The 26,895-nt window shown below is 60.5% G+C and carries 24 protein-coding genes; 13 read left to right on the top strand and 11 right to left on the bottom strand.

Annotation, left to right across the window (positions count from 1 at the left end):
- Nucleotides 1-18: 18 nt before the first annotated feature.
- A complete protein-coding gene (gene rimI / locus OKC31_RS10705) occupies nucleotides 19-468 on the bottom strand; it encodes a ribosomal protein S18-alanine N-acetyltransferase (protein WP_042053375.1) in 450 nt (149 codons plus the stop codon).
- Between the two features lie 118 nt (nucleotides 469-586).
- Entirely contained in the window at nucleotides 587-1,021 is a 435-nt protein-coding gene (locus OKC31_RS10700; protein ID WP_247823925.1) for a DNA polymerase III subunit psi, read from the bottom strand.
- 314 nt (nucleotides 1,022-1,335) lie between these two features.
- Here OKC31_RS10700 and OKC31_RS10695 point away from each other — a divergent pair, with 314 nt between their 5' ends.
- From OKC31_RS10695 to OKC31_RS10685, 3 genes are all read left to right on the top strand, one after another.
- Nucleotides 1,336-2,949 carry an ATPase RavA domain-containing protein gene (locus OKC31_RS10695; RefSeq protein WP_236284975.1) on the top strand — a complete coding sequence of 538 codons (1,614 nt, stop codon included), beginning with the start codon at nucleotides 1,336-1,338 and terminating at the stop codon, nucleotides 2,947-2,949.
- A 9-nt stretch (nucleotides 2,950-2,958) separates the two neighbouring features.
- On the top strand, nucleotides 2,959-4,413 hold the full coding sequence (gene viaA, locus OKC31_RS10690; RefSeq protein ID WP_139473182.1) for an ATPase RavA stimulator ViaA: 1,455 nt from the start codon (nucleotides 2,959-2,961) through the stop codon (nucleotides 4,411-4,413).
- Between the two features lie 226 nt (nucleotides 4,414-4,639).
- Nucleotides 4,640-6,487 (top strand): tetratricopeptide repeat-containing diguanylate cyclase, encoded by a 1,848-nt coding sequence (locus OKC31_RS10685; RefSeq protein ID WP_270656966.1) that lies wholly within the window; start codon nucleotides 4,640-4,642, stop codon nucleotides 6,485-6,487.
- A 141-nt stretch (nucleotides 6,488-6,628) separates the two neighbouring features.
- Here OKC31_RS10685 and OKC31_RS10680 read toward each other — a convergent pair whose 3' ends face one another.
- Entirely contained in the window at nucleotides 6,629-7,351 is a 723-nt protein-coding gene (locus OKC31_RS10680; protein WP_247823927.1) for an SDR family oxidoreductase, read from the bottom strand.
- A 429-nt stretch (nucleotides 7,352-7,780) separates the two neighbouring features.
- On the opposite strand from OKC31_RS10680, the gene prfC reads away from it, so the two are divergent.
- Entirely contained in the window at nucleotides 7,781-9,370 is a 1,590-nt protein-coding gene (gene prfC / locus OKC31_RS10675) for a peptide chain release factor 3 (protein WP_085942998.1), read from the top strand.
- Nucleotides 9,371-9,619: 249 nt separating this feature from the next.
- Here prfC and OKC31_RS10670 read toward each other — a convergent pair whose 3' ends face one another.
- Complete coding sequence (locus OKC31_RS10670) at nucleotides 9,620-10,531, bottom strand: bifunctional helix-turn-helix transcriptional regulator/GNAT family N-acetyltransferase (RefSeq protein WP_216954877.1); 912 nt, start codon at nucleotides 10,529-10,531, stop codon at nucleotides 9,620-9,622.
- A gap of 139 nt (nucleotides 10,532-10,670) precedes the next feature.
- A complete protein-coding gene (gene mdtH / locus OKC31_RS10665; RefSeq protein ID WP_247823928.1) occupies nucleotides 10,671-11,867 on the bottom strand; it encodes a multidrug efflux MFS transporter MdtH in 1,197 nt (398 codons plus the stop codon).
- Nucleotides 11,868-11,959: 92 nt separating this feature from the next.
- Between mdtH and OKC31_RS10660 the strand changes: the two genes are divergently transcribed.
- Complete coding sequence (locus OKC31_RS10660) at nucleotides 11,960-12,853, top strand: LysR family transcriptional regulator (RefSeq protein WP_005340524.1); 894 nt, start codon at nucleotides 11,960-11,962, stop codon at nucleotides 12,851-12,853.
- Nucleotides 12,854-12,885: 32 nt separating this feature from the next.
- Here OKC31_RS10660 and OKC31_RS10655 read toward each other — a convergent pair whose 3' ends face one another.
- Nucleotides 12,886-14,661 (bottom strand): M4 family metallopeptidase, encoded by a 1,776-nt coding sequence (locus OKC31_RS10655; RefSeq protein WP_270656964.1) that lies wholly within the window; start codon nucleotides 14,659-14,661, stop codon nucleotides 12,886-12,888.
- Between the two features lie 346 nt (nucleotides 14,662-15,007).
- Between OKC31_RS10655 and OKC31_RS10650 the strand changes: the two genes are divergently transcribed.
- Both OKC31_RS10650 and rimJ read left to right on the top strand, forming a co-directional pair.
- The gene (locus tag OKC31_RS10650; protein ID WP_005340529.1) at nucleotides 15,008-15,562 is read left to right on the top strand and encodes a GNAT family N-acetyltransferase; all 555 of its coding nucleotides are present in this window, start codon (nucleotides 15,008-15,010) and stop codon (nucleotides 15,560-15,562) included.
- Nucleotides 15,562-16,113 carry a ribosomal protein S5-alanine N-acetyltransferase gene (gene rimJ / locus OKC31_RS10645; protein ID WP_088870132.1) on the top strand — a complete coding sequence of 184 codons (552 nt, stop codon included), beginning with the start codon at nucleotides 15,562-15,564 and terminating at the stop codon, nucleotides 16,111-16,113. The genes OKC31_RS10650 and rimJ overlap by 1 nt, the downstream gene beginning before the upstream one ends.
- A gap of 62 nt (nucleotides 16,114-16,175) precedes the next feature.
- On the opposite strand, the gene OKC31_RS10640 is transcribed toward rimJ, so the two are convergent.
- From OKC31_RS10640 to OKC31_RS10630, 3 genes are all read right to left on the bottom strand, one after another.
- Nucleotides 16,176-16,412, bottom strand: a complete 237-nt coding sequence (locus OKC31_RS10640) for a hypothetical protein (protein WP_247823930.1) — start codon at nucleotides 16,410-16,412, stop codon at nucleotides 16,176-16,178.
- Between the two features lie 309 nt (nucleotides 16,413-16,721).
- On the bottom strand, nucleotides 16,722-17,771 hold the full coding sequence (locus tag OKC31_RS10635) for an oxidoreductase (protein ID WP_247823931.1): 1,050 nt from the start codon (nucleotides 17,769-17,771) through the stop codon (nucleotides 16,722-16,724).
- A 135-nt stretch (nucleotides 17,772-17,906) separates the two neighbouring features.
- Nucleotides 17,907-19,070 (bottom strand): multidrug effflux MFS transporter, encoded by a 1,164-nt coding sequence (locus OKC31_RS10630; protein ID WP_247823932.1) that lies wholly within the window; start codon nucleotides 19,068-19,070, stop codon nucleotides 17,907-17,909.
- A 238-nt stretch (nucleotides 19,071-19,308) separates the two neighbouring features.
- Between OKC31_RS10630 and rdgB the strand changes: the two genes are divergently transcribed.
- Nucleotides 19,309-19,905: an RdgB/HAM1 family non-canonical purine NTP pyrophosphatase gene (gene rdgB / locus OKC31_RS10625; RefSeq protein ID WP_005340539.1), complete on the top strand. Its 597-nt coding sequence runs from the start codon at nucleotides 19,309-19,311 to the stop codon at nucleotides 19,903-19,905.
- Nucleotides 19,906-19,995: 90 nt separating this feature from the next.
- Nucleotides 19,996-21,141 carry a radical SAM family heme chaperone HemW gene (gene hemW / locus OKC31_RS10620; protein ID WP_247823933.1) on the top strand — a complete coding sequence of 382 codons (1,146 nt, stop codon included), beginning with the start codon at nucleotides 19,996-19,998 and terminating at the stop codon, nucleotides 21,139-21,141.
- A gap of 104 nt (nucleotides 21,142-21,245) precedes the next feature.
- On the opposite strand, the gene OKC31_RS10615 is transcribed toward hemW, so the two are convergent.
- Nucleotides 21,246-21,485, bottom strand: a complete 240-nt coding sequence (locus OKC31_RS10615; RefSeq protein WP_040067538.1) for an alternative ribosome-rescue factor A — start codon at nucleotides 21,483-21,485, stop codon at nucleotides 21,246-21,248.
- A 214-nt stretch (nucleotides 21,486-21,699) separates the two neighbouring features.
- Nucleotides 21,700-22,155, bottom strand: a complete 456-nt coding sequence (gene zntR, locus OKC31_RS10610) for a Zn(2+)-responsive transcriptional regulator (RefSeq protein WP_005341244.1) — start codon at nucleotides 22,153-22,155, stop codon at nucleotides 21,700-21,702.
- A gap of 415 nt (nucleotides 22,156-22,570) precedes the next feature.
- Here zntR and purH point away from each other — a divergent pair, with 415 nt between their 5' ends.
- The 4 genes from purH (at nucleotide 22,571) to OKC31_RS10590 (ending at nucleotide 26,748) form a co-directional block, all read left to right on the top strand.
- The gene (gene purH, locus OKC31_RS10605) at nucleotides 22,571-24,163 is read left to right on the top strand and encodes a bifunctional phosphoribosylaminoimidazolecarboxamide formyltransferase/IMP cyclohydrolase (RefSeq protein ID WP_040067541.1); all 1,593 of its coding nucleotides are present in this window, start codon (nucleotides 22,571-22,573) and stop codon (nucleotides 24,161-24,163) included.
- A gap of 111 nt (nucleotides 24,164-24,274) precedes the next feature.
- Nucleotides 24,275-25,561, top strand: coding sequence for a phosphoribosylamine--glycine ligase (purD, locus tag OKC31_RS10600; protein WP_005341242.1), 1,287 nt, complete (start codon nucleotides 24,275-24,277; stop codon nucleotides 25,559-25,561).
- Nucleotides 25,562-25,838: 277 nt separating this feature from the next.
- Nucleotides 25,839-26,213 carry a cytochrome b562 gene (locus OKC31_RS10595; protein ID WP_005349056.1) on the top strand — a complete coding sequence of 125 codons (375 nt, stop codon included), beginning with the start codon at nucleotides 25,839-25,841 and terminating at the stop codon, nucleotides 26,211-26,213.
- Nucleotides 26,194-26,748: a cytochrome b/b6 domain-containing protein gene (locus tag OKC31_RS10590; protein WP_110304095.1), complete on the top strand. Its 555-nt coding sequence runs from the start codon at nucleotides 26,194-26,196 to the stop codon at nucleotides 26,746-26,748. The genes OKC31_RS10595 and OKC31_RS10590 overlap by 20 nt, the downstream gene beginning before the upstream one ends.
- Nucleotides 26,749-26,895: the final 147 nt, after the last annotated feature.

Raw genomic sequence — 26,895 nt, 5'->3', positions numbered from 1 at the left:
CGCGACGAACAGGCTGGATCAGCCGAAATCGAACAGTCGCGACATCAGCACCGCATCTTCCCTGTCATTGCCGGTGCCGTAGTAGTCGGCGCGGCGGCAATACTCGGCAAAACCGGCGCTCTCGTAGAGGTTGATGGCGGTCTGGTTACCGGCCCGCACCTCGAGAAACCAGGCCTCAGCCCCGGCTTGCTTGCTGCGCGCCAGATAGGCTTGCAACAGCGCCCGTCCCAACCCCTTGCCCTGAAACGCCGGATGCACGCAGATATTCATCAGCGAGCTGTCACCGGCCACCAGATCCGAGATATAGAAGCCCGCCGGGCGACCATCGACCAGCATCAAACCGTTGAGATAGCGAGGACCGAAGCAGGAGAGCAGGTTGGCCTCACTCCACGGCTCCTTGTGAGCGGCTTGCTCGATGGGGTAGACAAGGGCGAAATCGCTCTCGAGCAGGGGACGAAACTCAGGCATGGGGGCTCCGGATGGCAAGATGTTGGGCACTGGGGTTAGCAGAGGTTGCAGAGGCGGCATTTGTAAAATCAGGTAAAAAGAGCGGCATCACAGTGGGACTTGGCGGCATGATGCAGGATCACGCCGCGCTGGCCGCAAGGTGCTGGCGCAGCTGTTGCCACAGGGCGCGCTTTTGCGCGGCGCTGGGGGCGAGCGGGCAGATCAGCGCATTTGGCCGCGCGGGGTTGGCCTCCGTCAGCCAGAGCAGAGGGGAGGCGCCCGCCGATTGTAGATCGGCAGGCGGCAGCTCGCTGAGCAGTGAGACCTCGTCGGGGGTCATGCCGAGCAACTGGCAGATATCCGCCAGCAGCGTGGTGGCAGGCAGCTGAGGCGCCAGCAGCCAGAGTTTGCCGCTGGGCAGCGGAGCGCGGGTGGCCGGTGCTGTCTGGTCGGGCTGCACGGTATCTTGCGCAAGCTCGGGAGCGGGAGCTGCGCCCAGCAATGCCGGACGACGCAGTTGCCAGCTTTGAATGCCCATGCGGGCCAACATGCTCTGACGAACGGGATCTTGCATTTGAGGCGACTCACTCTTGATCTGCATTGGGGAAAATTGTGTTGCGCAGGGTACACTCGAACCGCTTTTGCTGCACCCTTTGCAACGCATCATCTGGCGCATGCGGGCATGGTGCTCATCACGACACTGGCTATGCATGGGCGCAGCACGCTGTCGATACGGTATCGCACTGCCTTTGCGTTTTTTCCTGCCAGAGGCGGGTATTGTGCGGCAAGAGATACCAGAATAAACATCATAACAAGACAAAACCCAAGGTCGAGCAAATGGATATCGCGCCTTGGGGCTAACATCATCCCAGCTTCGGAACACTCTCTATGTCGTCTTTAGCTCAAGCCCAGAATCCTGCGCGTCTTATTCCCATCCAGGAGCGCTTGCCCCGGCTGCTGGCCGCCCTCGGTGAGGGACTCTACGAACGGCAGGATGCCTTGCGCCTCGGTCTGCTGGCTGCCCTCAGCGGTGAGAGTGTCTTCTTGCTGGGGCCACCCGGTATTGCCAAGAGCCTGATCGCCCGCCGCCTCAAGCTGGCCTTTCACGACGCCCGCCACTTTGAATACCTGATGACCCGTTTCAGTACGCCGGAGGAGGTGTTCGGCCCCCTCTCCATTCAGGCGCTGAAAGAGGATGGCAAATACCTGCGCCTCACCACAGGTTATCTGCCAGAGGCTGAGGTGGTGTTCCTCGACGAGATCTGGAAGGCCGGTCCCGCCATCCTCAACACCCTGCTCACCGCCATCAACGAGCGGCAGTTTCGCAACGGAGACAGCCAGCACCCCATCCCGATGCGCTTGCTGGTGACTGCTTCCAACGAGCTGCCGGCACCGGACAGCGGGCTGGAAGCGCTCTACGACCGGATGCTGGTGCGGATCTGGATGGACCGGGTGCAGGAGAAAGCCAACTTTCAATCCATGCTGGCCAGCGATGGCCACGCCCACCAGAACCTGCCGGAATCCCTGCAGATCCGGGGGGATGAGTACGAGCAGTGGCAGAGCCAGATTGAACAGGTGCGTTTGCCGGATGCCTGTTTCGAGCTTATCTATCAGCTGCGCCAGCAGCTCGACAGTCAGCTGGCCCATCGCTGCTATGTGTCGGATCGCCGCTGGAAGAAGGCGGTACGGCTCATCAAGGCGAGTGCCTTCTTCAATGGCCGCGATGAGGTCGCACCGGTAGATCTGCTGCTGTTCAAGGATTGTCTCTGGCATGACGAGGAGTCCCGCACCGCCCTGCTGGAGATGATGACCGAATTCTCCCGTCTCTACGGCTATCAGCAACTGGCGATGACCCGTCAGCTACTCGCCCTTCGGGATCAGTTCAAACAGCTCAAACAGAGCGTGGCCCAGCGCCTTTGCACAAAGGCCCGCCAACGCAAGCAGTGGTTTGGCCGGCGGGCTCGGGGCATCGAGATCCCGCTTGCCAATGCCAGACCCTTTGGCAAGCAGGTGCACTTCCATCTGCTCACCCCGGCGCCGCTGGATGGCAGCGATCCCGAGCGTCTCACCCGCACCCTGGTGTTCGATCGCACCTTGCTCTCCCATTGGCATCCCACCGGTGAGGCGCTGGTGGGTTATGAGTTCGGCAACCCGAAAGAGGGGCATTACGAGCTGGTGCTGGACGATGAGCTGCGGCTGCAGGTGCTCGATATCCAGCGCCAGCAGATCCCGTTGGTGCTAATGGAGCGCAACGCCATCCCCGAGGTGGTGCTGGCGCCCTGGTTGCAGTCACTCGACGAGCAGCTGGTTCAGGTCGGCAAGGTGATGCAGATACTCAAGCAGCAGCGCAGCCTGTTCGAGCGTCACCAGCAACACCTCTTTATCGCCCAGCGCTGGCTGCAGCAGGTGGAAGACAGCTTCTTCGTGCTGAACCGGGATCTCGAACTGCTGCGTAGCGAGCTGACCCAGTGGCGCGAGCGGTTGCCAAGGCTGGACGAGTAAGGAGCGCTCATGCTTGAGATCGGCATGCTGGATCTGGGCCTTCTCATGGGAGAGGGTGAGCTGGCGGGAGAGGTGGTGGCGCTGCTGGCGGCCTCACCCAAGATTTCCGAATTTATCAAACGCTCCCCGCTACAGGGCAAGCTGCTGAAAAAGCGCCTGCAGAGTTGGGGCGAGCAGCTTGGTGAGGAGATCCGTCACAAGCCGGTGCCGGTGGCGTTGGAGCAGGAGTACCTGCTCTATCAGGCGCATCGGCAACTGCCGATGACCGAGCTGATTGGTCGCCTGCCCGGCTTGCTGGAGTCGCTGGAGCAGTACAGCCCCTTCGCCGGTGAGGCCAGATCCTTGGTGCGTCAGCTGACGGCCCACCCCACCGAGGGGCTGCGCCAGCTCTTTATCGACAAGTGGCGCGCCAGTCTGGTGGGAAGCCTGCTGCAACTGCAGCAGCAGATAGCCGAAGCGGAGCGGGAGAAGCAGCGTCAGGAGATTGAAGATCAGCTGCTGGCGAGCCGCACCCTGGCCGATGCCCTCGATCCCAACCAGATCTCCGCTGGTGGTCTTTGGGATCTGGCGCAGGGGCACTGGCACAAGCGCAGTCTGGTGCTGGTCAAGCAATACGCCCGCATGTTGCAGCGCGAGCCCTTGCTGGCGGAGATTGCCGGCCTGCTCGGGCGCAGCGAGCGGGATCGGCGGGCGCAGGAGCAACCTGTGCCGCCGGTTCAGGTGCTGGAGCTGGAGCCCGCTCCCAGCGATGATGTGCCGGACGACTTGGTAGGCATTCATCAGGCCAGCGATCTGATGCGGCTACTGCCAAGCGAGGCTGTGATGCTGGGCCTGCCCGAGCTGGAGCTGGAGTTCTACCGCCGCTATCTGGAGCGGCGTCTGCTCAGCTACCAGTCACGTGGCACCTTGCCGCGTCAACGCATCATGCTGCGCACTCCGGAGCAGGGGGGGCAGCAGTTGCAGCAGCGAGGCCCCTTTATCGTCTGCGTCGATACCTCCGGCTCCATGGGCGGCTATCCCGAGGAGTGTGCCAAGGCGCTGTTTCTGGCGTTGCTCAAGGTGGCGATGGATGAGAAGCGCGGCTGCTACCTGATGCTCTTCTCCACCGAGGTGGCGACCCTCGAGATCACCGCGGATACCGGTCTGGACAAGGCGGAGCGCTTTCTCTCCATGAGTTTTCACGGCGGTACCGATCTGGTGCCCTGCTTGGAAAAAGCGCTGGCCAAGCTCGATGATCCCGCCTTTGCCAAGGCGGATGTGCTGGTCATCTCCGACTTTATCGCCCAGAGCCTGCCTCATCCCCTGCTCGATCAGATGAACCGATATCGCCAGCGCCAGACCCGTTTTCACGCCGTCGCCATGTCCCGCCACGCCAAGCAGGCGCTGCTGCGGGTATTTGACAATAGCTGGCTGCTCGATTGCGGCCTGCGTGGTCGGCTGCTGCGGCGCTGGCAGCATCACTAGTGACCGGGAGGGGGCAACCCCTCTTGAGTTGTTATCCCGCCCCCTCTTTTTCGCTGTGCGTCCCCGCTTTATTCCAACGCGATGATATCGCAGTAAAATGTGACTAGCCTGCCATTCGGGCTCTCTGTCCGGGTGATAGCCTTTACAACCATTGTTACAGGGCAAAAGATGATGATTTTCCGGCATCGGCTTGCCCGATGATCTTTCCCATTGATCCGGAGTATGTATGAGCCGACTTGCCTTGCTGCTGTTGCTGGCGGTGTTCGGGCTGGCAGCCAAACCCTTGTCCCCCGAGCAGTTGGAAAATGAACTGGGAGGGATGGAGCGGGTCTACCAGCCGATCGAGTTGTTGCGGGAGCGCCTTGCCCGTTTGCAGCGGGACGGCAACGCCTATCCGCCGTCGCAGCAGATGCGGATCAGTCGTCTGGCTTGCTGGGCCCAATCGGCCGATGACATGCAGGAGTCCCGTACCGCCATCGCCAATGCGGAGCGGATGCTGGCCATTGCGCGCGAGCAGGGTGATGACGCCGCCGTGGCGGAGCTGACGATTTGCCGCGGCTGGTTCAATCAGCTGCTCGGCGAGGTAGCGAAGGCTCGTCACGATTACGATGAGGGGCTGCGGCTGGCAAGAGAGGCCGCCTTGCCAAAGCTGGAGGCGCTGGCGCTGGCCCGCCGGGGGGCCATGCTGTCTTTTCAGGGGGTCTCAGGCCAGGGGCTGATGGATCTCACCAAGGCGCACAATATCTACGAACAGCTGGGGTTGCCCACCTGGTATCACCAGGCGCAGCTCGAGATTGCAGCCACATTTCGTCGTATGGGCCTCTACGCCGAAGCGCTCGCCACCCTTAACCGGTTGAGCGAGCATTTTGCCAGAAGTCACGACGGGTTTGGCTCGGCAAGGCTAAGTGATCAACTGGCGATGGTCTATCTGCAGACCGGGCGTTATCAGGATGCGCTGGGCGAGCTTGAACGCAGTGCGGCCTTTTATAATCAGCCTCAATATCTGATTGAGCATGCCGAACGCATGGTGATGCAGGCCGAGGCTCTGCTCGGGCTGGATCGCCCCGCTGATGCCGGACGCTTGCTGGCACAAGCGGCGAAGGTGCTCTCTCCCGATGTTGACCCCATCCTCCATGCGCATCTCGAGCTGGTGCGGGCGAGGTTGAGAGTCGAACAGCAGGAACCGGCGCCAGCCTTGCGTGCGCTTGAGAAGATTGAGCCGATTTTGAAGGTGGAAGGGCACGTACGCTTTTTGCTCGAGCTCTACTGGGTACGCAGTCGGGCGCTTGAGTTGCAAGGCGACTATCCGGCGGCGCTGGCTGCATTGCGGGAGCATCTGGTGCAGGAGCAGCGGCTCGATCAGCTGTTACGGGAACAGAGCACGGCCTGGGTTCGCGGCGAGTTTGAGCTGGCCCGTCAGGAGGGGGAGAACGAGCGACTGCGAGTCGAGCAGCGACTGCAGCAGCAGGAGCTGGAGCAGGTCAAGGAGCGTCGGTTCTGGCTGCTGGTGGTGATGGTGCTTTGCGGGGTACTGGCGCTGCTGACGATGGGGTGGCTGCTTGATCGCAACCGTCGGATGCGTCGTCTGGCCTTTACCGATGAGCTGACCGGCATCAACAACCGCCGTCGGGTGCTACGGCAGGGCAGCGATATGCTGGCGCAGGCTCGCAGGCAGGGCACGCCATTTTGCTTGCTGGTGTTCGATATCGATCACTTCAAGCGGATCAACGATACCCTGGGCCATCATCAAGGAGACAGGGTGCTGCAATGGGTCTCTCGAGCGGCAGATCGTCAGCTGCGGCACCAGGATCAGTTGGGGCGTACCGGCGGAGAGGAGTTCTTGATCCTGCTGCCGGATACCAGCCTTGAAGAAGCGTGCCGGGTGGCTGAGCGGATCCGTAACTCGGTCGCCAACCGGGCGCTGCCCGGCATGTCGTACCCGGTAACTATCAGTATCGGGTGTGCCTCTCTGCGAGACGATGATCAGGATCTGGCGGCCTTGATCCAGCGTGCCGACAATGCGCTGTATCGTGCGAAAGAGGCGGGGCGCAACCGGGTGGAAACAGACGAGTGACGGGCTGGGTATTGTCACTCAGCAGGATGTCATCGCCATTGGGGAGCACACTGATACGGCGATGATGCTCGTCCCCTGCGCTCGTTCTTGCCTGCGATGACAGATTGGCAAGCGCGAGCGCAGAAGACCGTCAGAAGGGCGTTATGCCCAGGCGCTGCCACCATTAAGGTGAAGCACTTCACCATTCATGTTGTTGTTGCTCATCAGGAACAGTGCGGCCTGCGCATAATCCTCTCCCTCTCCCAAGCGTTTCAACGGCAGGCTTTGCGCCACGGCAGCCACTTTTTGTGGGTCATTGCCCAGTGCTTTAAGCAGCATGGGAGTGCGCATGGGGCCCGGGTTGATGACGTTGATCCGACGGGGGGTCAGCTCGGTAACCAGACTGTGAGCCAGCGTTTCAACCGCGCCAGCTGCAACGGCAGGGAGTGCCTTACCCGGTTGTGGGCGGCGCGTCACCATTCCGGACGTGAGCACGATGGAGCCGCGTTCGGACAGTTTGGGTGCTGCGGCGCGGATCGCATGAACACTTCCCCAGAATCGGCTGTCCATGTTGATTTTCAAATCCTCGATGGCAGCGGTGAGAAAGCTGCCTGGTCGCATGACGGCGGCGGTGATGACGAGATGATCCAGCGAATCCAGCTGGTTGAAAAAGTGATTGATGGAGTCGACGTCGAGAATATCCAGTTGATGGCCACTGGCACTTGGGCCCAGTTCAGCCAGTGCAGTGGCAAGCTGCTCACGGCTGGAACCGCCGATAATGACCTTGGCGCCTTGCTCGATCGCTTGTTGGGCGGTGGCCAGGCCAAGACCCGAGGTACCACCGATAATGACGATCTGTTGATTGTGCAGGGTGGAATGTTTCATGTAATCACCTCTCCATTATGTAGATACGATTTACATATTTGTAGCTGGATAGGGAAAGTCCAAGTATGAAAATTTATCAAGAGTGGTTGTTGCTGGCATGAGGAGGGGGCCAAGTCCACATGGTCCGGATGCTGCCATCCCATTCGGAGTGTTTGATTTTCTGTTCAGTTGGAACCTGTGGAACGGAGGAGCGGCCAAATTATCATCTCTTGTCAGGCTGGGTATTTTTCACTCGCGCGGGTATAATGTCGCGCAATTTTGCTTTGACTCAGGCGAGAAGACCCATGTAACGCAACCCTCCTCCCTCTCTCCACCAGGTTGGCAATACGCCAGCTGGCGTGGCTTTCGTTGCGTATACATGTGCCGTGAGCGGCATTCCGGATTTATTCCCACGGTGGCTGATGCCACCGCTCAATAGAAGAACGTTGAATTATGTCAGCTGAATTTCTGAGTGAAGTCTCCAAGAGACGCACTTTTGCGATCATTTCGCACCCGGATGCGGGTAAAACCACCATCACTGAAAAAGTCCTGCTGTTCGGACAGGCCATTCAGCGCGCCGGTACCGTCAAGGGCCGTGGCTCGGGCCAGCATGCCAAATCCGACTGGATGGAGATGGAGAAGCAGCGCGGTATCTCCATCACCACCTCGGTGATGCAGTTCCCCTATGCCGATTGTCTGGTCAACCTGCTCGACACCCCGGGCCACGAGGACTTCTCTGAAGATACCTACCGTACCCTGACCGCGGTCGACTGCTGCCTGATGGTCATCGATGCCGCCAAGGGTGTTGAAGACCGGACCCGCAAGCTGATGGAAGTCACCCGTCTGCGTGATACCCCCATCCTCACCTTCATGAACAAGCTGGACCGCGAAGTGCGCGATCCGATGGAAGTGATGGACGAGGTGGAGCGCGAGCTGAAGATCATGTGTGCCCCCATCACCTGGCCTATCGGCTGCGGTAAATCCTTCAAGGGTGTCTATCACCTCTACAAGGATGAGACCTATCTCTATCAGAGCGGTCAGGGCCACACCATCCAGGAGAAGCGGGTGGTCAAGGGGCTGAACAACCCGGATCTGGATGCCGCCGTCGGCGAAGATCTGGCTCAGCAACTGCGTGACGAGCTGGAGCTGGTGCAGGGCGCCTCTCCCGAGTTCGATCACGATGCCTTTATCGCTGGCGAGATGACCCCGGTCTTCTTCGGTACTGCACTGGGTAACTTCGGTGTTGACCACATGCTGGATGGCCTGACTGACTGGGCGCCGTCTCCCATGCCCCGCAAGGCCGAGAGCCGCGAAGTGGTAGCGACCGAGGAGAAGTTCTCCGGTTTCGTGTTCAAGATCCAGGCAAACATGGATCCGAAACACCGCGACCGTATCGCTTTTATGCGTATCGTGTCAGGAACTTACTCCAAGGGCATGAAGATGCGCCACGTGCGTATCGGCAAGGATGTAAACATCTCCGACGCCGTGACCTTTATGGCCGGTGACCGTGAGCAGGCGGAAGACGCCTTCGCCGGTGACATTATCGGTCTGCACAACCACGGTACCATCCAGATCGGCGACACCTTCACCCAGGGTGAGGATCTCAAGTTCACCGGTATCCCGAACTTTGCGCCGGAACTGTTCCGCCGCATCCGCCTGCGCGATCCGCTCAAGCAGAAGCAGCTGCTCAAGGGGCTGGTCCAGCTCTCCGAAGAGGGCGCGGTACAGGTGTTCCGTCCGCTGATCAGCAACGATCTCATCGTTGGTGCGGTCGGTGTGCTGCAGTTTGACGTGGTGGTTTCTCGCCTCAAGAGCGAGTACAACGTCGAGGCCATCTACGAGGCGGTCAACGTCTCCACCGCCCGCTGGGTGGAAGGGACCGACGTTAAGAAGTTCGAAGAGTTCAAGCGCAAGAACGAGGTCAACCTGGCCCTCGATGGCGGTGACAACCTCACCTATATCGCACCGACCATGGTCAACCTGCGCCTGGCTCAGGAGCGCCACCCGGACGTTGAGTTCCGTCAGACTCGCGAGCACTGATAACGGTTTGTTTGCCTGTTGGCAGATAATCAAAGAGACCCCGCTTCGGCGGGGTCTCTTGTTTTGTGCCGTTTTGCCTGTTTTAAGGAGGGATGCAGGGGGAATGGTTCAGCATATACCAGTCGCAAGCAGCCCTCACCCTAGCCCTCTCCCGGAGGGAGAGGGAACCATCAGAGGTCTGCCTGAAAGGTCGCGGAAGTGTTTTTGCCCCCTTCTCCCCTTGCGGGAGAAGGGTTGGGGATGAGGGAGCTACCCCAGTGTCAGCACCATGCAGATTTCGCAATCCCCGTGGCCGGTGCAGCCAAGGGGGCCGGGCAGGTGTTCAAAGCCCAGTGATTCATAGAGGCTGGTGGCTTCGCGCAAGACCTCGGTCGTTTCCAGATAGCAGCGCTGATAACCAAGCGCGCGCGCCTCGTCCAGTGCCTGCAATACCAGCCGCTTGCCAAGGCCCAGTCCGCGCAGTGCTGGCATAAAGTACATCTTCTGCAGCTCGCAGACTCCCTCTTCTCCTGCCAATGGCGCGATACCACCACCGCCGAGGATGGAACCGTCCGGTCCTTCGATGACCCAGTAGCGACTCTTCTTCCCCTGATAGCTCTGGGAGAGGGTGTCGAGATTGGGATCCGAGACCCCATACCCCTTGTCAGCGGTGAGGCCATATTCGGCTGATACGGCGCGGATCACCAAGGCGATCTGGGCATTGTCCGCCGCCGTGATGGGGCGGATCCGGTAACCACGCTGGCGACGGGCGCGGGAGAGGGCGCTGCGATAGAGCCGCAGCCCTTGCCACAGTTGCTCCCGTTCGGGCAGGCTCAACTGTGCCAGCATCTCCTCCATCGCCCCGTCCATCTCACGGTGCAACTCCAGCAGCATCCCCTGACCGTTGACGGTGAGGCGGGCCTCCTTGCTGCGGCCATCAGAGGGGTGCGGGTGCCAGCTGATAAGCTCCCGCTCGGCCAGGCGCGCCAGCGGACGGCTGGCGTTGGATTTGTCGATGTGCAGCTTTTCTGCCAGCTGCTGATTGGTGGCCGGGGCGTTTTCCAGCTCGATTAGCAGGTGAGCCTCGATGGGGGTGAGGGCCAGATTGCCGCATTGCTGGGAGAGCATGCCGAGTTCGCGAACCAGATCGCGCGACAGGGCGCGCAGGGGACGGGGATCCATGTCGGAATTTCCTTTTTAGTTGTGCATAACAACTAAAATAGCGTAAAAGTTGTAATTCGCAACCTTTTGCCGTGATGACTTGCAGAATATGGGGTGAGCGGCAGCTCCGTTGATTGGGCTGCCGCAGGTGGGGAGATCGTCAGGCGGCGGCTCTGATGGCCAGCTCCGGGCGGCGGGAGAAGCAGCGGGCGAGCAGCAACATGGTGGCCACACCCACCGTACCCAGCACCAGCCAGGGGAGGGCTGGTTGTCCCTGTTGCAGCGAGAAGTCATAGAGGGAGCCGCCGCCCACATAGCCGGTCATGCCCCCCAGCGCCAGTCCGAGGCGGCTGAAGCCCATGTAGCTGCCGCGGGCTGTGGGGTTGGCAAGCCGGGTCATCAGGGTCTCCCGGGCCGGTTCACAGATGATGATCCCCAGATAGAAGCAGGCCAGCAGTACGAAGATGCCGGAGAGGGTGCTGACGAAGGCGACCAGCCCGATCCCCACCGTCATCAGCAGGATACCCGCCATCAGCCGGCTCTCCAGCCGATAGCGCCGCTCGCTGAAACGGGCGATAGGGTAGAGCAGCGCCAGTGACAGCGCCGTTTCCAGGCTGTACATCCAGCCCACTGCCGTGGTGGTGCCAGAGAGCTGCTTGACCAGAATGGGGAAAATCAGCATCACCTGTACCCACAGCATGTAGTAGCCGCTTAAGATCAGTACCAGTCGGCAGAAGGCGCGATCAGCCAGCACCTGTCCCAACCCTTCCCGCATCGGGGTCGGTTTGACCGAGAGGCGGTAGGCGGGCAGCAGGGTCCAGTTGCAGAGAGCCGCCAGCGTGAAGAGTCCGGCGCCCAGCAGGCAGACGTAGGTGAAGTCAAAGCGCAGCAGCCAGCTGCCGAGCAGGGCACCGGTGACGGCCCCTGCGCTCTCCAGCATCATCAGCAGGGAGATAAAGCGGCCCCGCTCATGGGGACGGGTAAATTTGATCACCAGTGCCGCCCGTGGCGGGTCGAACAGGCAGCCGCCCAGACCTGAGAGGAAGCAGGAGAAGATCAGCATGGCGCCGCTGTCGGCCCAGGCTAGGGTGGCAAAGCCCACCGCCCGCAACAACATGCCGGTGACGATGAGCGGGCGGGCGCCGAAGCGGTCAGCGAGGGAGCCGCCAAAGATCCCCAGCCCCTGTTGGGTCAGCTGGCGCAGGCCGAGGGCCAGCCCCACCAGACCGGCCGCCCAGCCGAGTTGATCGACGAAGCGCAGGCTGATCATCGGCATCACCACAAAGAAACCCAGGATCACCAGTGTGGTATCCAGCGCCAGAAACCAGCGTCCCCAAAACCTCGCCCTATCGACCATAACGCCCTCTCATTCACAGATACCTTCATTCTGGAGAGGGTTTAGATATAGTGGTAGACGACAACTACCTATATTTCATATCAGGATTATTTATGTCTATGGATCTGGACGATCTGCAACTGCTGCTGGATGTGGCCGAGCTGGGCAGCTTCAGTCAGGCGGCGGCCATTCGTGGCTGGTCACAGCCGCTGGTGAGCCAGCGGATTGCTCAGCTGGAGGAGAGCCTCGGGGCGCCGCTGTTTCAGCGTCATCGACGCGGGGTGACGCCGACCCGTGCCTGCGAGGAGTTTCTCCCTGCCGCCCGCTCGGCGCTGGCCACTCTGAGCGAAGGGCGGTTGGCACTGCAGGGGGCGCCTGCGCTGCCTTGTATCCGTCTCTCCAGCCTGCCATCCCTCACTTCGGTGGTGTTTGGCTCGCTATTGATGGAGCTGGTGGACGAGCCGTTCGAAATCCGTTGTACCACGGATCACTCCGGCGAGATCATGCAGTCGCTGCTGACCGGGGAGGCCGATATCGGCTTTGTGCTCAAGCGCCCGCCGGTTGCGGGCCTGCAGATGGAGCTGCTCTGTTGCTCCCCCATTATCGCTATCGCCTCGCCACTGCATCCGCTGGCCGGTTGTCACGGCCTCACCCTGGAGGATATTGCCGACCAGCGGCTGGCGCCTCAGGTATGGGGGCCGGGGTGTGACGTCTTTATCCAGCAGTTGCGGCGGCTGCGACGGGCCGCTAGCCCCCTGCATGCGGTGCAACCCGCCAGTGCGGCGCGGGATCTGGCGCTGGAACACGGGTTTATCACCCTGATGCCGGAGCTGGCCATCAAGCGGGATCTGGAGGTGGGGCGGCTGGTCAGGCTCGATGTGCGCAATCTGCCGCAGGAACATTGGGATGTGATGATGGCGTGGCGCGGTGGCAAGCGGCCCAACCCGGCCCGGGAAACCGTGTTGGCCACCGCCCGCACGCTGGCGAAACGGTGGCGCAATGAGTAGAACGATGCGGGACAAGGCCCGCATCGGGTGGATCAGTAGCTGGCCTTGAGGGTTACGCCACTGAACGCGGAAAACCCTGACAGCTGCACATGCCAGGTGCCCGCCTTGGGATTGGTGAACGAGCAGCTTTCGTTATTGCCCCCCTTGTAGGGGCGGCAGTCGTAACTGCTGCTGGTGGGGGCGCTGCCAAAGCGGACGTAGAGGTCGGCATCACCGGTGCCGCCGCTGCTGCTGATCTGCAGCGACCTGGTGCCCGCCGGTACGTTCAGGGTGTAGTTGAGCTTGCCACCCTTGCTGGCGGCAAGGTTGCTTACCGGCACGCCGTTTTGCAGTACGTTGTCGCTCGGTGGCGGCGTGCTGCCGCAGCTGGCATCGACTCCGACGGTCTGGAAGGCACGTGCCACATCCGCCTGACTGTAACCCAGGTCGGCGGTCGCCCGGCTGACGCCGCAGGCCCCTTGCTGGTAGTTGGTGTTGGCGCCCCAGTAGAGGCGGTTGGCCAACAAGAACACTTCAAATGCCTTGCGGGTGTTCCAGCCACTGCTGGTGGCGAGCAGATAGAAGGCGCGGTTGTAGACCCCGGAGCTGTGGTGTACATCCATCCCCTCCCGATAATCCGCCGCATGGCCGATGGATCTGCCATCCCGGGTCGGATCCTCGAAGTAGCGCAGGGAGCCGTTTCCCTTGAATATCTGCGCCCCGACCAGCCAGTCGTTGCTCCCCTTCATGTAGAACTCGGCCGCTTCCCCCGCCATATCGGAGAAGGCCTCGTTGATGCCGCCGGATTGTCCTGAATAGACCAGCCCGGAGTTCTGTTCGGTAAAGCCGTGGCTCACCTCGTGGGCCGCCACATCGAGGCTCACCAGCGGGTGGAAGGTGGTAGCTCCGTCACCGAAGGTCATCTGGCTGCCATCCCAGAAGGCGTTCTCGTAATTCTTGCTGTAGTGAACCCGCATCTTCAGTTTGAAGGTGAGGGGCGCCGTGTTGTACCAGTTGCGGTACATGTCGAACACCACGTTGCCGAAGTAGTGGGCGTCGTTGAGGGGCGAGTAGGCGCCGTTGATCTCCTTGACCCGGTTCTCCGGGCAGGTGAACTGGTGGATGGCACCGCCTGAGGTGGCGTGGTTGAGGTTGATGGTATCGACGTTGGGGCTGGTCATCCGGCAGTTGTCATCCACGATGAGCGGGCCAAAGTCGGCGCCGTAAAAGTATTTGCCGGTCTTGATGTTGCCCCCGGGGCCGGTGGCGTCCTTGTGGTTGATCCCCTCCCAGCGTTTGAGCTCCTCACCGCTCTGGGCATCAAGAATGACGAAGGGGCGGCTTGGCTTGTCACCTTCGGCGATGAAGGAGACCTGATAAACCAGCCGGGCCAGCCCGTTCTCATCCTGCATCACGTAGAGTTTGACCTGCTCGTTGCTCCCCTTGCTACCCGCCTTGGCCTTGCTGGCGGCATCCTGTGGCGAGAGGGTGGCGGCCGGGCTTGCCACATCCTGATCGATCTGGCGCAGCATGCGCCCGCTGGCCTGTTGCAGCTGGCCGTTCAGGCTCTTGTCAGCTACCACCACCTGACCCATTACCGGGATGCCGTTCCAGACCTGCTCGTAGCGGATCCGCTGCTGGCCGTTGGGCAGCTTGACCACCCGTACCTGACGAAACTCGCCATCTTCCAGCTGCAAGGTACCACTCGCGGCACTGAGGCCTGTCATGGCCCGGATGCCGTTTGCCGTTACGTTGATCTCTACCTCTTGCGCCGCCAGTGCGGCGCTTCCCCAGCAAGCCAGCGCAACGGCCAGATAAATTTTATTCATCTCTTCTTTCCTTAAATCGATGAGGTTGATAAACCGACCGAAGGTCGGGCGTTTTGAAGCTAGTGCCGGTGGGGGAAAGTGCCCCCTGTCAAAAGTGACAGCGCAGCACAAAGGGGTAGCAGGATCAGCCAAAGTGCCGTTTGGGGGCATTCTTCGGCGCCATGTGGAGAGCATTATCCTGTTTCAGACACCCACCCTCCTCTTTTGAGGGAGGAGAGAACGCACGCTGTGACCCTCTGCGAGACCTGCCGGAGGAGGGCCGTAAAAGTGGCTGGCGCGGCCAGTGGCGATTGGCTACATTGGGTGCTGGTTCGCGATTTGAGCACTGATTTGAAAGGAGAATCCCATGTTTTCATGGCAGTTGGACGACGAGCTTGCGCTGCTCTTCTTGCAGCCCGATATGGCGAGCGAACTGTTTGCCCTCTGCAATGACAACCGGGAGTACCTCTCCCAGTGGCTACCCTGGCCGCCACTGATCCAGCGCCCCGTTGACAGCGCCCTCTTCATTCGCAGTGCCATCGAGAAGTTCGCCCGCGGCGAGGGGCTCACCACTGCCATCGAGTATCAGGGGGAGGTGGTGGGGGTCATAGGTTACAACAGCATCGATCACGACCTTGGCAAGGTGGTCATCGGTTACTGGCTGGCGGAGCGCTGGCAGGGTAACGGCATCATCACCCGGGCCTGTCAGGCCCTGATCCACCACGCCTTCGAGGAGATGGGGATGGAGAAGGTGGAGATCAGCGCCGCCACCGATAACGAGCCCAGCAGGGCTGTTTGTGAACGGCTCGGGATGCAGCTTGAGGGGGTGACCCGGCGCGCAGAGCGGCTGGGCAACCGGATTGTGGACCATGCCCACTACAGCCTGCTGCGCGATGAGTGGTTAAGGCAGAGGGAGTCCTGATGGCGCTGCCACATATCAAGACGGCCCGCACCCACCTGACCATACTGTCGCCGGATCAGGCCCCCATGATGCTCGACTTCTACCGGCGCAACCGTGACCATCTCACCCCTTGGGAGCCGCTTCGGGACGAGCACTTTTACACCCTCTCTTACTGGCATGCCCGGCTGCAGGACAGCTACAGCCAGTTCTTCAACGGCACCGGCGTAAATCTGGTGGCTCTCGATCCGGCTGGTGAGCGGGTGATCGCCACCTGTAACTTCAGCAATATCCTGATGGGGGTCTTCAAGGCGTGTCATCTGGGCTACGCCATCGACCAGCAGCATCAGGGGCAGGGGGTGATGGGAGAGGTGCTGTCAGCCGCCATCGACTACCTGTTTCGGGAGCACGATCTGCATCGCATCATGGCTTGCTATATGCCAGCCAATCAGCGCAGTGGCGCCTTGCTGGAGCGGCTCGGCTTCGAGCGGGAGGGGTTTGCACGGGCGTATCTGATGATCAATGGCCGCTGGGAGGATCACATCCTCACCTCGCTGATTAATCCGGCCCCCTGAACGACAGATAAAAAAACGGGCCCGAAGTTGCCTTCGGACCCGTCTTCGAATGAGGTGCAGGCTTAGTTGGCCTTGGCATCGCTCACTGCAGCTTCAACCTTGGTAGCGGCTTCGGTAGCAGCTTTTTCTACGGTTGCAGTCGCTTCGGAGGTGGCCTTCTCTACGGTAGAGGTGGCTTCGCTAGCGGCTTTTTCTACAGTGGCAGCAACTTCGGCGGCCGGAGCAGCAGCTTTTTCTTCTTTCTGACCGCAAGCAGTCAACATCAGACCCAGGATACCGGCTACCAGTACTTTGTTCATGTGCATTCCCTCAAAAAAAGATGGAGAGATGGTCTGTGCAACCATCACAGCGCCCACCGTTGCCCGGTATTGAAACAAGAAGCCGGGAGGCAGCAGGCGGGCGCAATATAGCCCCATTAGTTACCGATGAAAACGGATATCACAATGACATTTTTTCGTGCCGTGGATAAAAAGCTCCACTGCAACGACTGATATCAATACAAGATGCCGTTAAATGGCACTAATTGCACAATAAAACACCGCTTTTTTGCCATCTCGTGGCGGTTTAACAAGGTCAAGGTTGGTCAATAGCGGCCGATGATCCGCACCTTAGTCAGACAGCTTCTGACAGGGCAGCCGTTTTCCCTCAAGGTGGCTCTGACGGGCCAGATCCAGCAGCGCCATCACCGCCAGCGCTTCACTTGCTGGCACCGGGTTGCTTGCCTCGCCCTTGATGGCGGCGCAGACACCGCGATAGTAGGCGCCATAATCCCCCGCCTCACCCACCACGCTCTGCTGCTTTAACTGACCATCGACAATGCGGCTGAGCTGACCGGGTTCGCTATCCATGCCCCAATCCGCCGCCGGTGGCCGCAAGCCCTGCTTGAGCTGATCTTCCTGCACATCCATACCGAATTTCACGAACGAGCCCTGGCTGCCGTGAATGACAAAGCGGGGCATGGTGGCCGATACCAGACAGCTGCCATGCAGAATAACCCGCAGAGCACCGTAACCCAGCACCACATGGAAGTAGTCGTCCGCCAGTGCGCCGGGGCGCTGCTCGGCCAGATCGGCCTGCAGCCAGTCCGGCTGGCCGAACAGCTGCAATGCCTGATCCAGCACGTGGGGGCCGAGATCGAACCAGAGGCCGGAACCCGGGCCACCCGCTTCGCGCCAGCGCTGGCGCACTTCGGGGCGATAGCGATCGAAGTGGGATTCGAACTGGGCGATCTGCCCCAGCGTCCCTTCGGCAATCAAACGGCGCACGGTAAGGAAATCCCCGTCCCAACGACGGTTGTGGAAGATACTGAGCAGCCGCTGCTGCTTTTCGGCCAGTTCGACCAGTGCTTTCGCTTCTGCCAGATCCAGAGCAAAGGGCTTATCGATCACCACATGTTTACCTGCCAGCAGCGCCTGGCGGGCGAGGGGGGCGTGGGTGTCGTTGGGGGTGGCGATCACCACCAGATCGACGGTCTCATCGCTCAGCACCTCCTCCAGTGAGCCGACCCGGCAGCCGGGCAGATCGGCCTGCACCTTGGCGGCATCGCGGCTCACCACCCAACTGAGGGACAAGCCCTGCGTGGTGGAGAGGAAGGGGGCGTGGAAGGTCTTGCCTGCAAAGCCATAGCCCACCAGGGCTGCGTTGAGAGTGTGGCTCATCGGGAGTTCTCCGCTGACATCGAGTGAGTGGGGTTGCCATCGCAGGCAATCTGCCGGATGGCCATATGCTGTAAAGGCGATACAAATGAGAAGGGGGCCGACGGCCCCATGAGTGTGCCCATCAGAGCACAGGATTTATTGCAAACACAAGCGGCGACCGCGCCGGGTCATCAGCATCACCAGAGGCGGCAGCAGTAGCCACATATGCAGTGCCAGCTGGCTGAGCGGGTCGTGCATCAGGGCGCCGGTCAGACCAACCAGGGCGCCGGAGCCGCTCATCTGGAACAGGCCGAGCAGGGCGGCGGCGGTACCGGCGCAGTGGCCGAACGGTGCCAGCGCCATCCCGGCGGCCGAGCCCAGAATCATGGCAAAGCCGATGCTGGAGAGGAACACCGGCCCCATCATCGCCAGCGGGTGCTCGATATGCATGGCCAAAGTCAGGGTGATTGCCGAGAGCATCAACACCAGCAGGCCGATGCGCAGGGTGCGTCTTGGCCCTACCTTGGCGATAAAGCGCGGCGCCATGAAGCAGGCCAGAATGTTGAGCGCTGCGTTGGCGGTAAACCAGTAGCTAAAGCCGCTCATATCCAGCCCCAGTTTCACCATCAGCTGCACCGGTGCGGCGGTGACATAAGCGAGGATCACCGCCATCGCCAGCATGCACAGGGACGCGTTGAACAGGAAGCTGGGGGAGCGCAGCACCGGGCTGTAGCGGGACCAGCTGATGAGGGCCCCTTCACTGCGGGTCTCCTCCGGGCGGGTCTCCGGCATCCGCCACATCAGCCAGCAGCCGACGATGAGCGCATAACCGGCCATAAACCAGAAGTTGGCAGACCAGCCCGCCTTGGCGGTGAGCCAGCCACCGAGCAGGGGGGCCAGCGCAGGAATAAAGCAGATGGCGCCATTGAGATAGGAGATCATCTGGCCGCTCTTTTTCGGGCCATAGCTGTCACGTACCACCGAGAAGGCGGCGACCGAGGTGGCGCAGGCGCCGAAGCCTTGCAGCACTCGCGCCAGCATCAATTCGCCGAGGCTGGCGGCAAAACCGGCCCCCAGCGCGCTCAGGCCATAGAGCAGCACGCCGCCCAGCGCGATGGGCTTGCGACCGTAGCGATCGGCCAGCGGGCCAACAAGCAGTTGCCCCAGCCCCATGCTGAACAGGAACCAGGTGATGGTGCCCTGCATCAGGGTTACTTCGGCGCCCAGCTGCTCGGCCATCTGCGGAATGGCGGGCAGGTAGATGTCGATAGCCAGCGGACTGAACAGCACCAGTAGTACGAGTAAAAGTATCAATGGCATCTGTCACCTCTTTAGTCAGCCAGGTTAATGAATTGGGGCGCGAGTCTACTGACTCACAGTAATGAATAGAAATGGTATTTAATCACTTTGGTTATTCCATTATGGAAACATGTATTAAAAAGCTGGTTATTAGATGGCGACAAATCACCCGCAACCCCATCACCGCGGGTGTAATTGACGCTTTTACTAAACGCTTGCGCCGCATAGAATGCGCAGATTATTTTTGCGGAGGTGCTCGATGAACAAGCTTGTCCTGGCAACAGGTAACCAGAAAAAGGTGAAGGAATTGGCCGCCATGCTGGCCGATATGAAGATCCAGGTGATCCCACAGAGCGAGTTTGCGGTCTCCGATGCCGATGAGACCGGCACCACCTTCGTCGAGAATGCCATCATCAAGGCCCGCCACGCCGCCCGCATTACCGGTCTGCCCGCCGTTGCCGATGACTCCGGTCTGGAAGTCGATCTGCTGCAAGGGCGCCCCGGCGTCTACTCCGCCCGCTTTGCCGGTGTGGGTGCCGGCGACAAGGCCAACATCGAGAAGCTGCTCGGCGAGCTGCAAGGTGCCCCCGAGTACCTGAAGAGCGCCCGCTTCTGGTGTGTGCTGGTCTATATGCGCCACGCTGACGATCCCACTCCCATCATCTGTCAGGCGAGCTGGGAAGGGATGATCATCGACGAGCCGCGCGGTCAGCACGGTTTCGGCTATGACCCGGTCTTCTTCGTGCCGGATCACGACTGCACCGCCGCCCAGATGCCAGCCGAGCTGAAAAACCAGCTGAGCCATCGCGGTCAGGCGCTGGCCAAGCTCAAAGCGGCGCTGGCTGCGGCGCACTGAGTCACTTCGCCACCTTGTCGGTTACACACGGTCAATTACACATAGTCATCTACAATGGGGGCCTTGAGCCCCCGTTTTATTGGAAGCCCCATGCTGCAACTGCCGCCGCTCTCTCTTTATATTCATGTGCCCTGGTGCGTCCAGAAGTGCCCTTACTGTGACTTCAACTCCCATGCCCAGAAGGGGGAGTTGCCTCACCTCGAATATGTCGCCGCTCTGCTGGAGGATCTGGATCAGGATCTGAAGTGGGCGCAGGGACGGCCGCTCTCCTCGATCTTTATCGGCGGCGGCACCCCCAGCCTGCTGACGGTAGAGGCGATGCAAGCCTTGCTGGACGGGGTACGGGCCCGCATTCAGCTCACCGCGGATTGCGAGATCACCATGGAGGCCAACCCGGGCACGGTGGAGGCGGACAAGTTCGCCGGTTTCCAGCTCGCCGGCATCAACCGTATTTCCATCGGGGTGCAGAGCTTTCAGCAGGAGAAGCTGACCCGCCTCGGCCGCATTCATGGCCCGGAAGAGGCGCGCAAGGCCGCTGCACTGGCCCATGCCATCAAGTTGCCTACCTTCAATCTGGATCTGATGCACGGTCTGCCGGATCAGAGTCTGGATGATGCCCTTTATGACCTGCAGCAGGCTATCGACTGCGCCCCGCCGCACCTCTCCTGGTATCAGCTCACCATAGAGCCGAACACGGCATTTGCCTCCAAACCGCCCAAACTGCCGGAAGATGACACCCTGTGGGATATCTATGAGCAGGGCCACGCCATGCTCACCGCCAGCGGTTATCGCCAGTACGAAATCTCGGCTTACGCCAAAGAGGGCTATCAGTGCCATCACAACCTCAACTACTGGCGCTTTGGTGACTATCTGGGGATCGGCTGTGGTGCTCACGGCAAGGTGACCGATCTCGTGAATCAGCAGATCCTGCGCACCGCCAAGGTGAAGCATCCGAAAGGGTATCTGGACAAGAGTCGCCCCTATCTGGACGAGCAGTGGCAGGTGACGGCAGACGATCTGCCGCTCGAATACTTTATGAACCGCTTCCGCCTGTTTGAACCGGCCCCCAAGGCGGAGTTCGAGGCCTATACCGGCTTGCCGCTGGAGCGGGTCGAGACAGTGCTCGCCATCGCCCAAAGCAAGGAGCTGATCGAGGATCTGGGAGATAGCTGGCAGCTTACCTCCCTCGGTCATCGCTATCTGAACGTGCTGCTCGAACTCTTTATGGATGAGTGAGTGGCCTGTTGAGGCTGTGAGTTGGCGTTGCCAAATCGCTTCTTCTGTCAAAACAATCAGGGCGCCAATGGCGCCCTGATTGTTTATGGTCGGTAGAAGCCCGCTCAGCAGCAGACGCTGATCATCTGCTGTTGGCCGGGCTCCCACCGCTTGCCAAATTTGGCCTTGCGCTGGTAACTCCCCTTGCCCTTCTTGTTGCGCTCGACCCGGCTGCGAAACAGCGGATCGGAGAGCAGGGCGTGCAGATGGTTATCCTTTATCTTGCCGCGCTGATGGGCATAGTTGCCCCCTTGCGCATTTTCCTCACGGGGGAGGGCGGGTTGGTCGACCCGAATTTTGGCCATGATGGTTCCTCTTCTTTTCTCTTGGTGTGTTGATTCTTGTGTCTGGATGGCGGTTTTCGCTGCGGGCGCCTGTTCAGCTGAGCGCCCGGCAACCGGATGCACTGGCACCGGTTAAAAACGCGGCGATTTTGTCACCAAATCGCCGCCGGAGCAATGCGTCGGCGGCGCCGAGTCAGTCACACTGAGCCAGGCACGCTCAGTCAGGCATACCATGTCAGCCATGAACCGGGTCATGCTGGTCGTGGCTGTGATGCTCGTGATGGGCCGGGGCGCCAGATTCCAGCGTCTCGAGGATGGCACAGTGCTCCGCCGAGCGGGGGCCGCCGCAGCAGATATTGGAGAGCTCGCGCAGGTTGTCGCGAAAGCGGGTCAGTTCGATGATCTTCTGCTCCACCTGGGCCAGCTTGGTGTCGGCCACCGCTTTCACCTCCTGACAGGTGACTTTGGCCTTGTTGGTATCGAGGTCGAGCAGCTCGCCGATATCGGCCAGCGAGAATCCGACCGACTTGGCGCGGATAATAAACTCCAGCCGCCGCTTGTCCTGTTCGCTGTAGAGGCGGTAGCCGGATTCGTTGCGGATCCCCGGTGAGATAAGCCCGTTCTTCTCGTAAAAACGCAGGGTATCTGCCTTGACCCCGCATGCCTTGGCCAGTTCACCGATCCGATACATGCTCTCTCTCCCCTTGAATGTATGCCGCCACAAAAACCGGAATCCACTATCACCCCTTTGCCCATGGATTGCCAGCCAAGGGCATAAAAGGGGCAGATAAACATCTCCTGGCGACCCTTTTTCCCATAAAACACTGAAAGTGCAAACGTTTCGAGAGAATCAAGTGGAAAACGTTTAACTCCGCGCCAAATAAGGCTTTGCCGTTTCAAAAAATCCACCACAGGTCACATTTTTTGTGTAGAATACGCGCCCATAACAGAGCGCCGCACCAAGCGGGCATTTCCTAAAGCGCTTTTGCCGGATGTCGGGGCGAGAGTGGTTTGCGAAATCCCCCACTTCCATTTATTTGGGGACTCTCTGTGTTGAGCCTCGCCTCCCATGGAACGGTCCCCGTTATGTTGAGGACGATAGTGTGATGGAACAAGCTCGACCCATTCGCCGTGCACTGCTGAGTGTGTCTGACAAAACTGGCATTCTGGAATTTGCCAAGGCACTCAACGAGCGTGGTGTTGCCCTGCTCTCCACGGGCGGTACCGCCAAGCTGCTTGGCGAGGCGGGTCTGCCGGTGACCGAGGTCTCCGACTACACGGGTTTCCCTGAAATGATGGATGGCCGGGTCAAGACCCTGCATCCCAAGGTTCATGGCGGTATCCTCGGCCGTCGGGATCAGGATGACGCCATCATGGCCCAGCACGCTATCTCCCCCATCGACATGGTTGTCGTCAACCTCTACCCGTTTGCTGCCACCGTAGCCAAAGCGGGTTGTACCCTGGCCGATGCGGTCGAGAACATCGACATCGGCGGCCCGACCATGGTGCGTTCTGCCGCCAAAAACCATAAAGATGTCGCTATCGTTGTCAAAGCTGCCGACTATGATCGGGTTATTCGCGAAATGGATGCCAACGGCAACAGCCTGAAACTGGCGACCCGTTTCGATCTGGCCATCGCCGCCTTCGAGCACACTGCTGCCTACGACGGCATGATCGCCAACTACTTCGGCACCATGGTGCCCTCTTATGGCGACAACAAGGAGGGTGACGAGGAGTCCCGCTTCCCGCGCACCTTCAACAGCCAGTTCATCAAGAAGCAGGACATGCGTTACGGCGAAAACAGCCATCAGGCTGCCGCCTTCTACGCCGAAGAGCATGCTGCTCCGGGTTCCGTCTCCAGCGCTATCCAGCTGCAGGGCAAGGCGCTCTCCTACAACAACATCGCCGATACCGATGCTGCGCTGGAGTGTGTGAAGGAGTTCGACGAGCCGGCCTGCGTCATCGTCAAGCATGCCAACCCCTGCGGCGTGGCCATCGGTAGCGACCTGCTGAGTGCCTACGATCGCGCCTACCAGACCGACCCCACCTCCGCCTTTGGCGGCATCATCGCCTTCAACCGCGAGCTGGATGGCGCCACTGCCGCTGCCATCGTTGCCCGCCAGTTTGTCGAAGTGATTATCGCCCCGACCGTCAGCCAGGAGGCCCGAGATGCGGTCGCCGCCAAGCAGAACGTGCGTCTGCTCGAATGCGGTCAGTGGACGGCTCCGGCGCAAGGGTTTGACCTCAAGCGCGTCAACGGCGGCCTGCTGGTGCAGGAGCGGGATCTCGGCATGGTGACGCTGGGCGACCTGACCGTGGTCAGCAAGCGTCAGCCGACCGAGGCCGAGCTGCAGGATCTGCTGTTCTGCTGGAAAGTGGCCAAGTTCGTCAAATCCAACGCCATCGTCTACGCCAAAGATGGCCAGACCATCGGCGTCGGCGCAGGCCAGATGAGCCGTGTTTATTCGGCCAAAATCGCCGGTATCAAGGCGGCGGATGAAGGACTGACCGTGGCGGGCTCCGTGATGGCCTCCGATGCCTTCTTCCCGTTCCGCGACGGTATCGATGCTGCCGCGCAGGCCGGTATCTCCTGCGTGATCCAGCCGGGTGGCTCGATGCGCGATCAGGAGGTGATCGACGCCGCCGACGAACACGGCATGTGCATGGTCTTCACCAACATGCGCCATTTCCGTCATTGATGGGTCAGGGGCTGCCGATGGCGGCCCTTTTGTTGTCTTTCAACTGACTATTTCCACTGACTGACGGCCCGGGTGGCCGTCCAGTGACCACAAATAGAAGCGAGCGATACGATGAAAGTACTGATCATTGGCAACGGTGGCCGCGAACACGCCCTGGCCTGGAAGGCCAAACACTCCCCGCTGGTACGTCACGTTTTTGTGGCGCCGGGCAACGCAGGCACCCAGCTTGAGCCGGGTGTCGAGAACGTCGCCATCGAGGCGACCGATATCGAAGGGTTGCTGGCCTTTGCTAAAGAGAAACAGGTCGGCCTCACCATCGTCGGGCCGGAAGCGCCGCTGGTGAAAGGGGTGGTGGATGCTTTCCGCGCCGCCGGCCAGCCGATCTTTGGCCCGACCGCTGCCGCTGCCCAGCTGGAAGGCTCCAAGGCTTTCACCAAGGATTTCCTGGCTCGTCACGCCATTCCGACCGCCGAGTACCAGAACTTCACCGAAGTGGAGCCTGCGCTTGCCTACTTGCGCGAGAAGGGTGCCCCCATCGTCATCAAGGCCGATGGTCTGGCGGCAGGCAAGGGGGTGATTGTCGCCATGACCTTGCAGGAAGCGGAAGACGCGGTGCGCGACATGCTCTCCGGCAATGCCTTTGGCGAAGCGGGTTCCCGGGTGGTGATTGAGGAGTTTCTGGAGGGTGAAGAGGCGAGCTTCATCGTCATGGTCGATGGCGAGCACGTGCTGCCGATGGCCACCAGTCAGGATCACAAGCGGGTTGGCGACGGTGATACCGGCCTCAACACCGGCGGCATGGGGGCATACTCCCCGGCGCCTGTGGTGACCGCCGAGGTACATCGACGCGTGATGGAGCAGGTGATCATGCCGACGGTGCGCGGCATGGCGGCCGAGGGCAACGTCTACACAGGTTTCCTCTACGCTGGTCTGATGATCGACGGCGCAGGCAATCCCAAGGTGATCGAGTTCAACTGCCGTTTCGGCGATCCCGAGACCCAGCCCATCATGCTGCGGATGCAATCCGATCTGGTGGAGCTTTGCCTGGCGGCTTGCGCAGGCAAGCTGGATCAGAAAGAGGCCATCTATGATCCCCGCGCCGCTATCGGCGTGGTGTTGGCGGCGGGTGGCTATCCCGGCGATTACAGCACCAACCACCCCATCAGCGGCTTGCCGGTGGATGAAGTGGCGGGTGAGAAGGTGTTCCATGCCGGTACCCGTCTGGAGGGCGATACCAGCCTGACCGCTGGCGGCCGCGTGTTGTGCGCAACCGCCCTCGGCCACACTGTGGCAGAAGCCCAGCAGCGTGCCTATCAGCTCGCTGGCCGCATCAAGTGGGATGGCGTCTTCTACCGCAAGGATATCGGCTGGCGCGCCATTGCTCGCGAACAGGAGTAACTGACGCAAGCCATTGGCCAGCTGATTCAGACCCCGCTACGGCGGGGTTTTTTGTCCCTGTTTACCGCTTTCAACCATCCTCATGGTGCGCGTCACCTGCGTTCAATCAGTTACCAAGCGCAAACAAGCGCGGCATATCTGTCACTATTTGCCACAAAAAACAGCATTTTTCACAAACGTTTCACCATGAGTCATGGCATCATGCTGGTGATGAATTCTTGTTTGGATTCATAAGTACCCCTAACAATTCGAGCATGTCGTTATATAAGGAAATCCCATGTTGAAAACCGTCCGCCCCCTGCTGCTGCCCCTGATGTTTGGCCTGATGACCCTGCCTGCCGTGGCGGGTGATCTGGAACAGCCGATGAAGAAGATTGGCTTCAACTACAAGCAGGCCGTCAAGGCTGATGATGCAGCTACCATGGAGAAGCACATCAACGAGATGAAGGCCCAGCTGGATGTAGCCAAGCAGAAGAACATGCCGGCCGCCAAGAAAGAGAAATTTCTTGAAGGGATGAATGAGGTACAGACCGAGCTGGACGCCAGCCTGGCCGCACTCAAGGCGGGTGATGAGGCCAAGGCGCGCGAACATCTGGCCAAGGTCAACGACCTGAAGAAGGAGTACCACAAATATGCCAAGCAAAAAGGGTGAGTCCTTTCGCTGGGATCCGCTGGTTCGCCTGACCCATTGGGGCTTGGCGGCGGTCTGCATCGGCAACCTCTGGGTTAACGAAGCGGGCGAGGAGTGGCACGAGTGGCTGGGTTACGGTGCCATTGGGCTGGTCTCCTTGCGTCTGCTCTGGGGGCTCACTTTCGCCCGTGGCTACGCTCGCCTTGGTGCCCTTATCCCCAGCGGTGAGGATTTTCGCCAGCAAGCGCGCGAGATGCGTGAGCGGCAGCCTCCGGCACCGGGTCATCACGGTAGCGGCAAGCTGGCCGTGTGGGCGCTCTGGCTGGTTGTGCTGGCCGCCGCTGGCAGCGGCTGGTTTCAAAATACCGAGACGGGATTTGAACTGGGGGCTGACGAGTGGCATGAGTGGTGCGTGGTGGCGCTACAGGGGCTGATCGGTCTGCACCTGCTGGCCATCGTCTTCACCTCCTGGCGTCAGCGCAGCAATCTGGTTACTCGGATGCTACCCGCCGGGCGTCGCTCATCCATCCAGAGCGGCAGCAACGAGCAAACCTGAGGCTCAGCATTAGGTTCCTTGTCTCTGAGTGAGGCGCCTGATCCGGACCCTGCCCAGACCCGCCCATGGCGGGTCTTTTCTATGACCTCATCGAGCTCATCACTGGACATTGCTCGATCCGCAGATGCAATAAAGGCCGCTCATCAT

Origin of the sequence: Aeromonas sp. Y293-4 (genome assembly GCF_027705905.1) — a bacterium.
In the GTDB taxonomy this organism is placed as follows: Bacteria; Pseudomonadota; Gammaproteobacteria; order Enterobacterales; family Aeromonadaceae; genus Aeromonas; species Aeromonas veronii.
The sequence above is the reverse complement of the archived record's forward strand: the minus strand, read 5'-3'. Positions and strand labels throughout refer to the sequence as shown.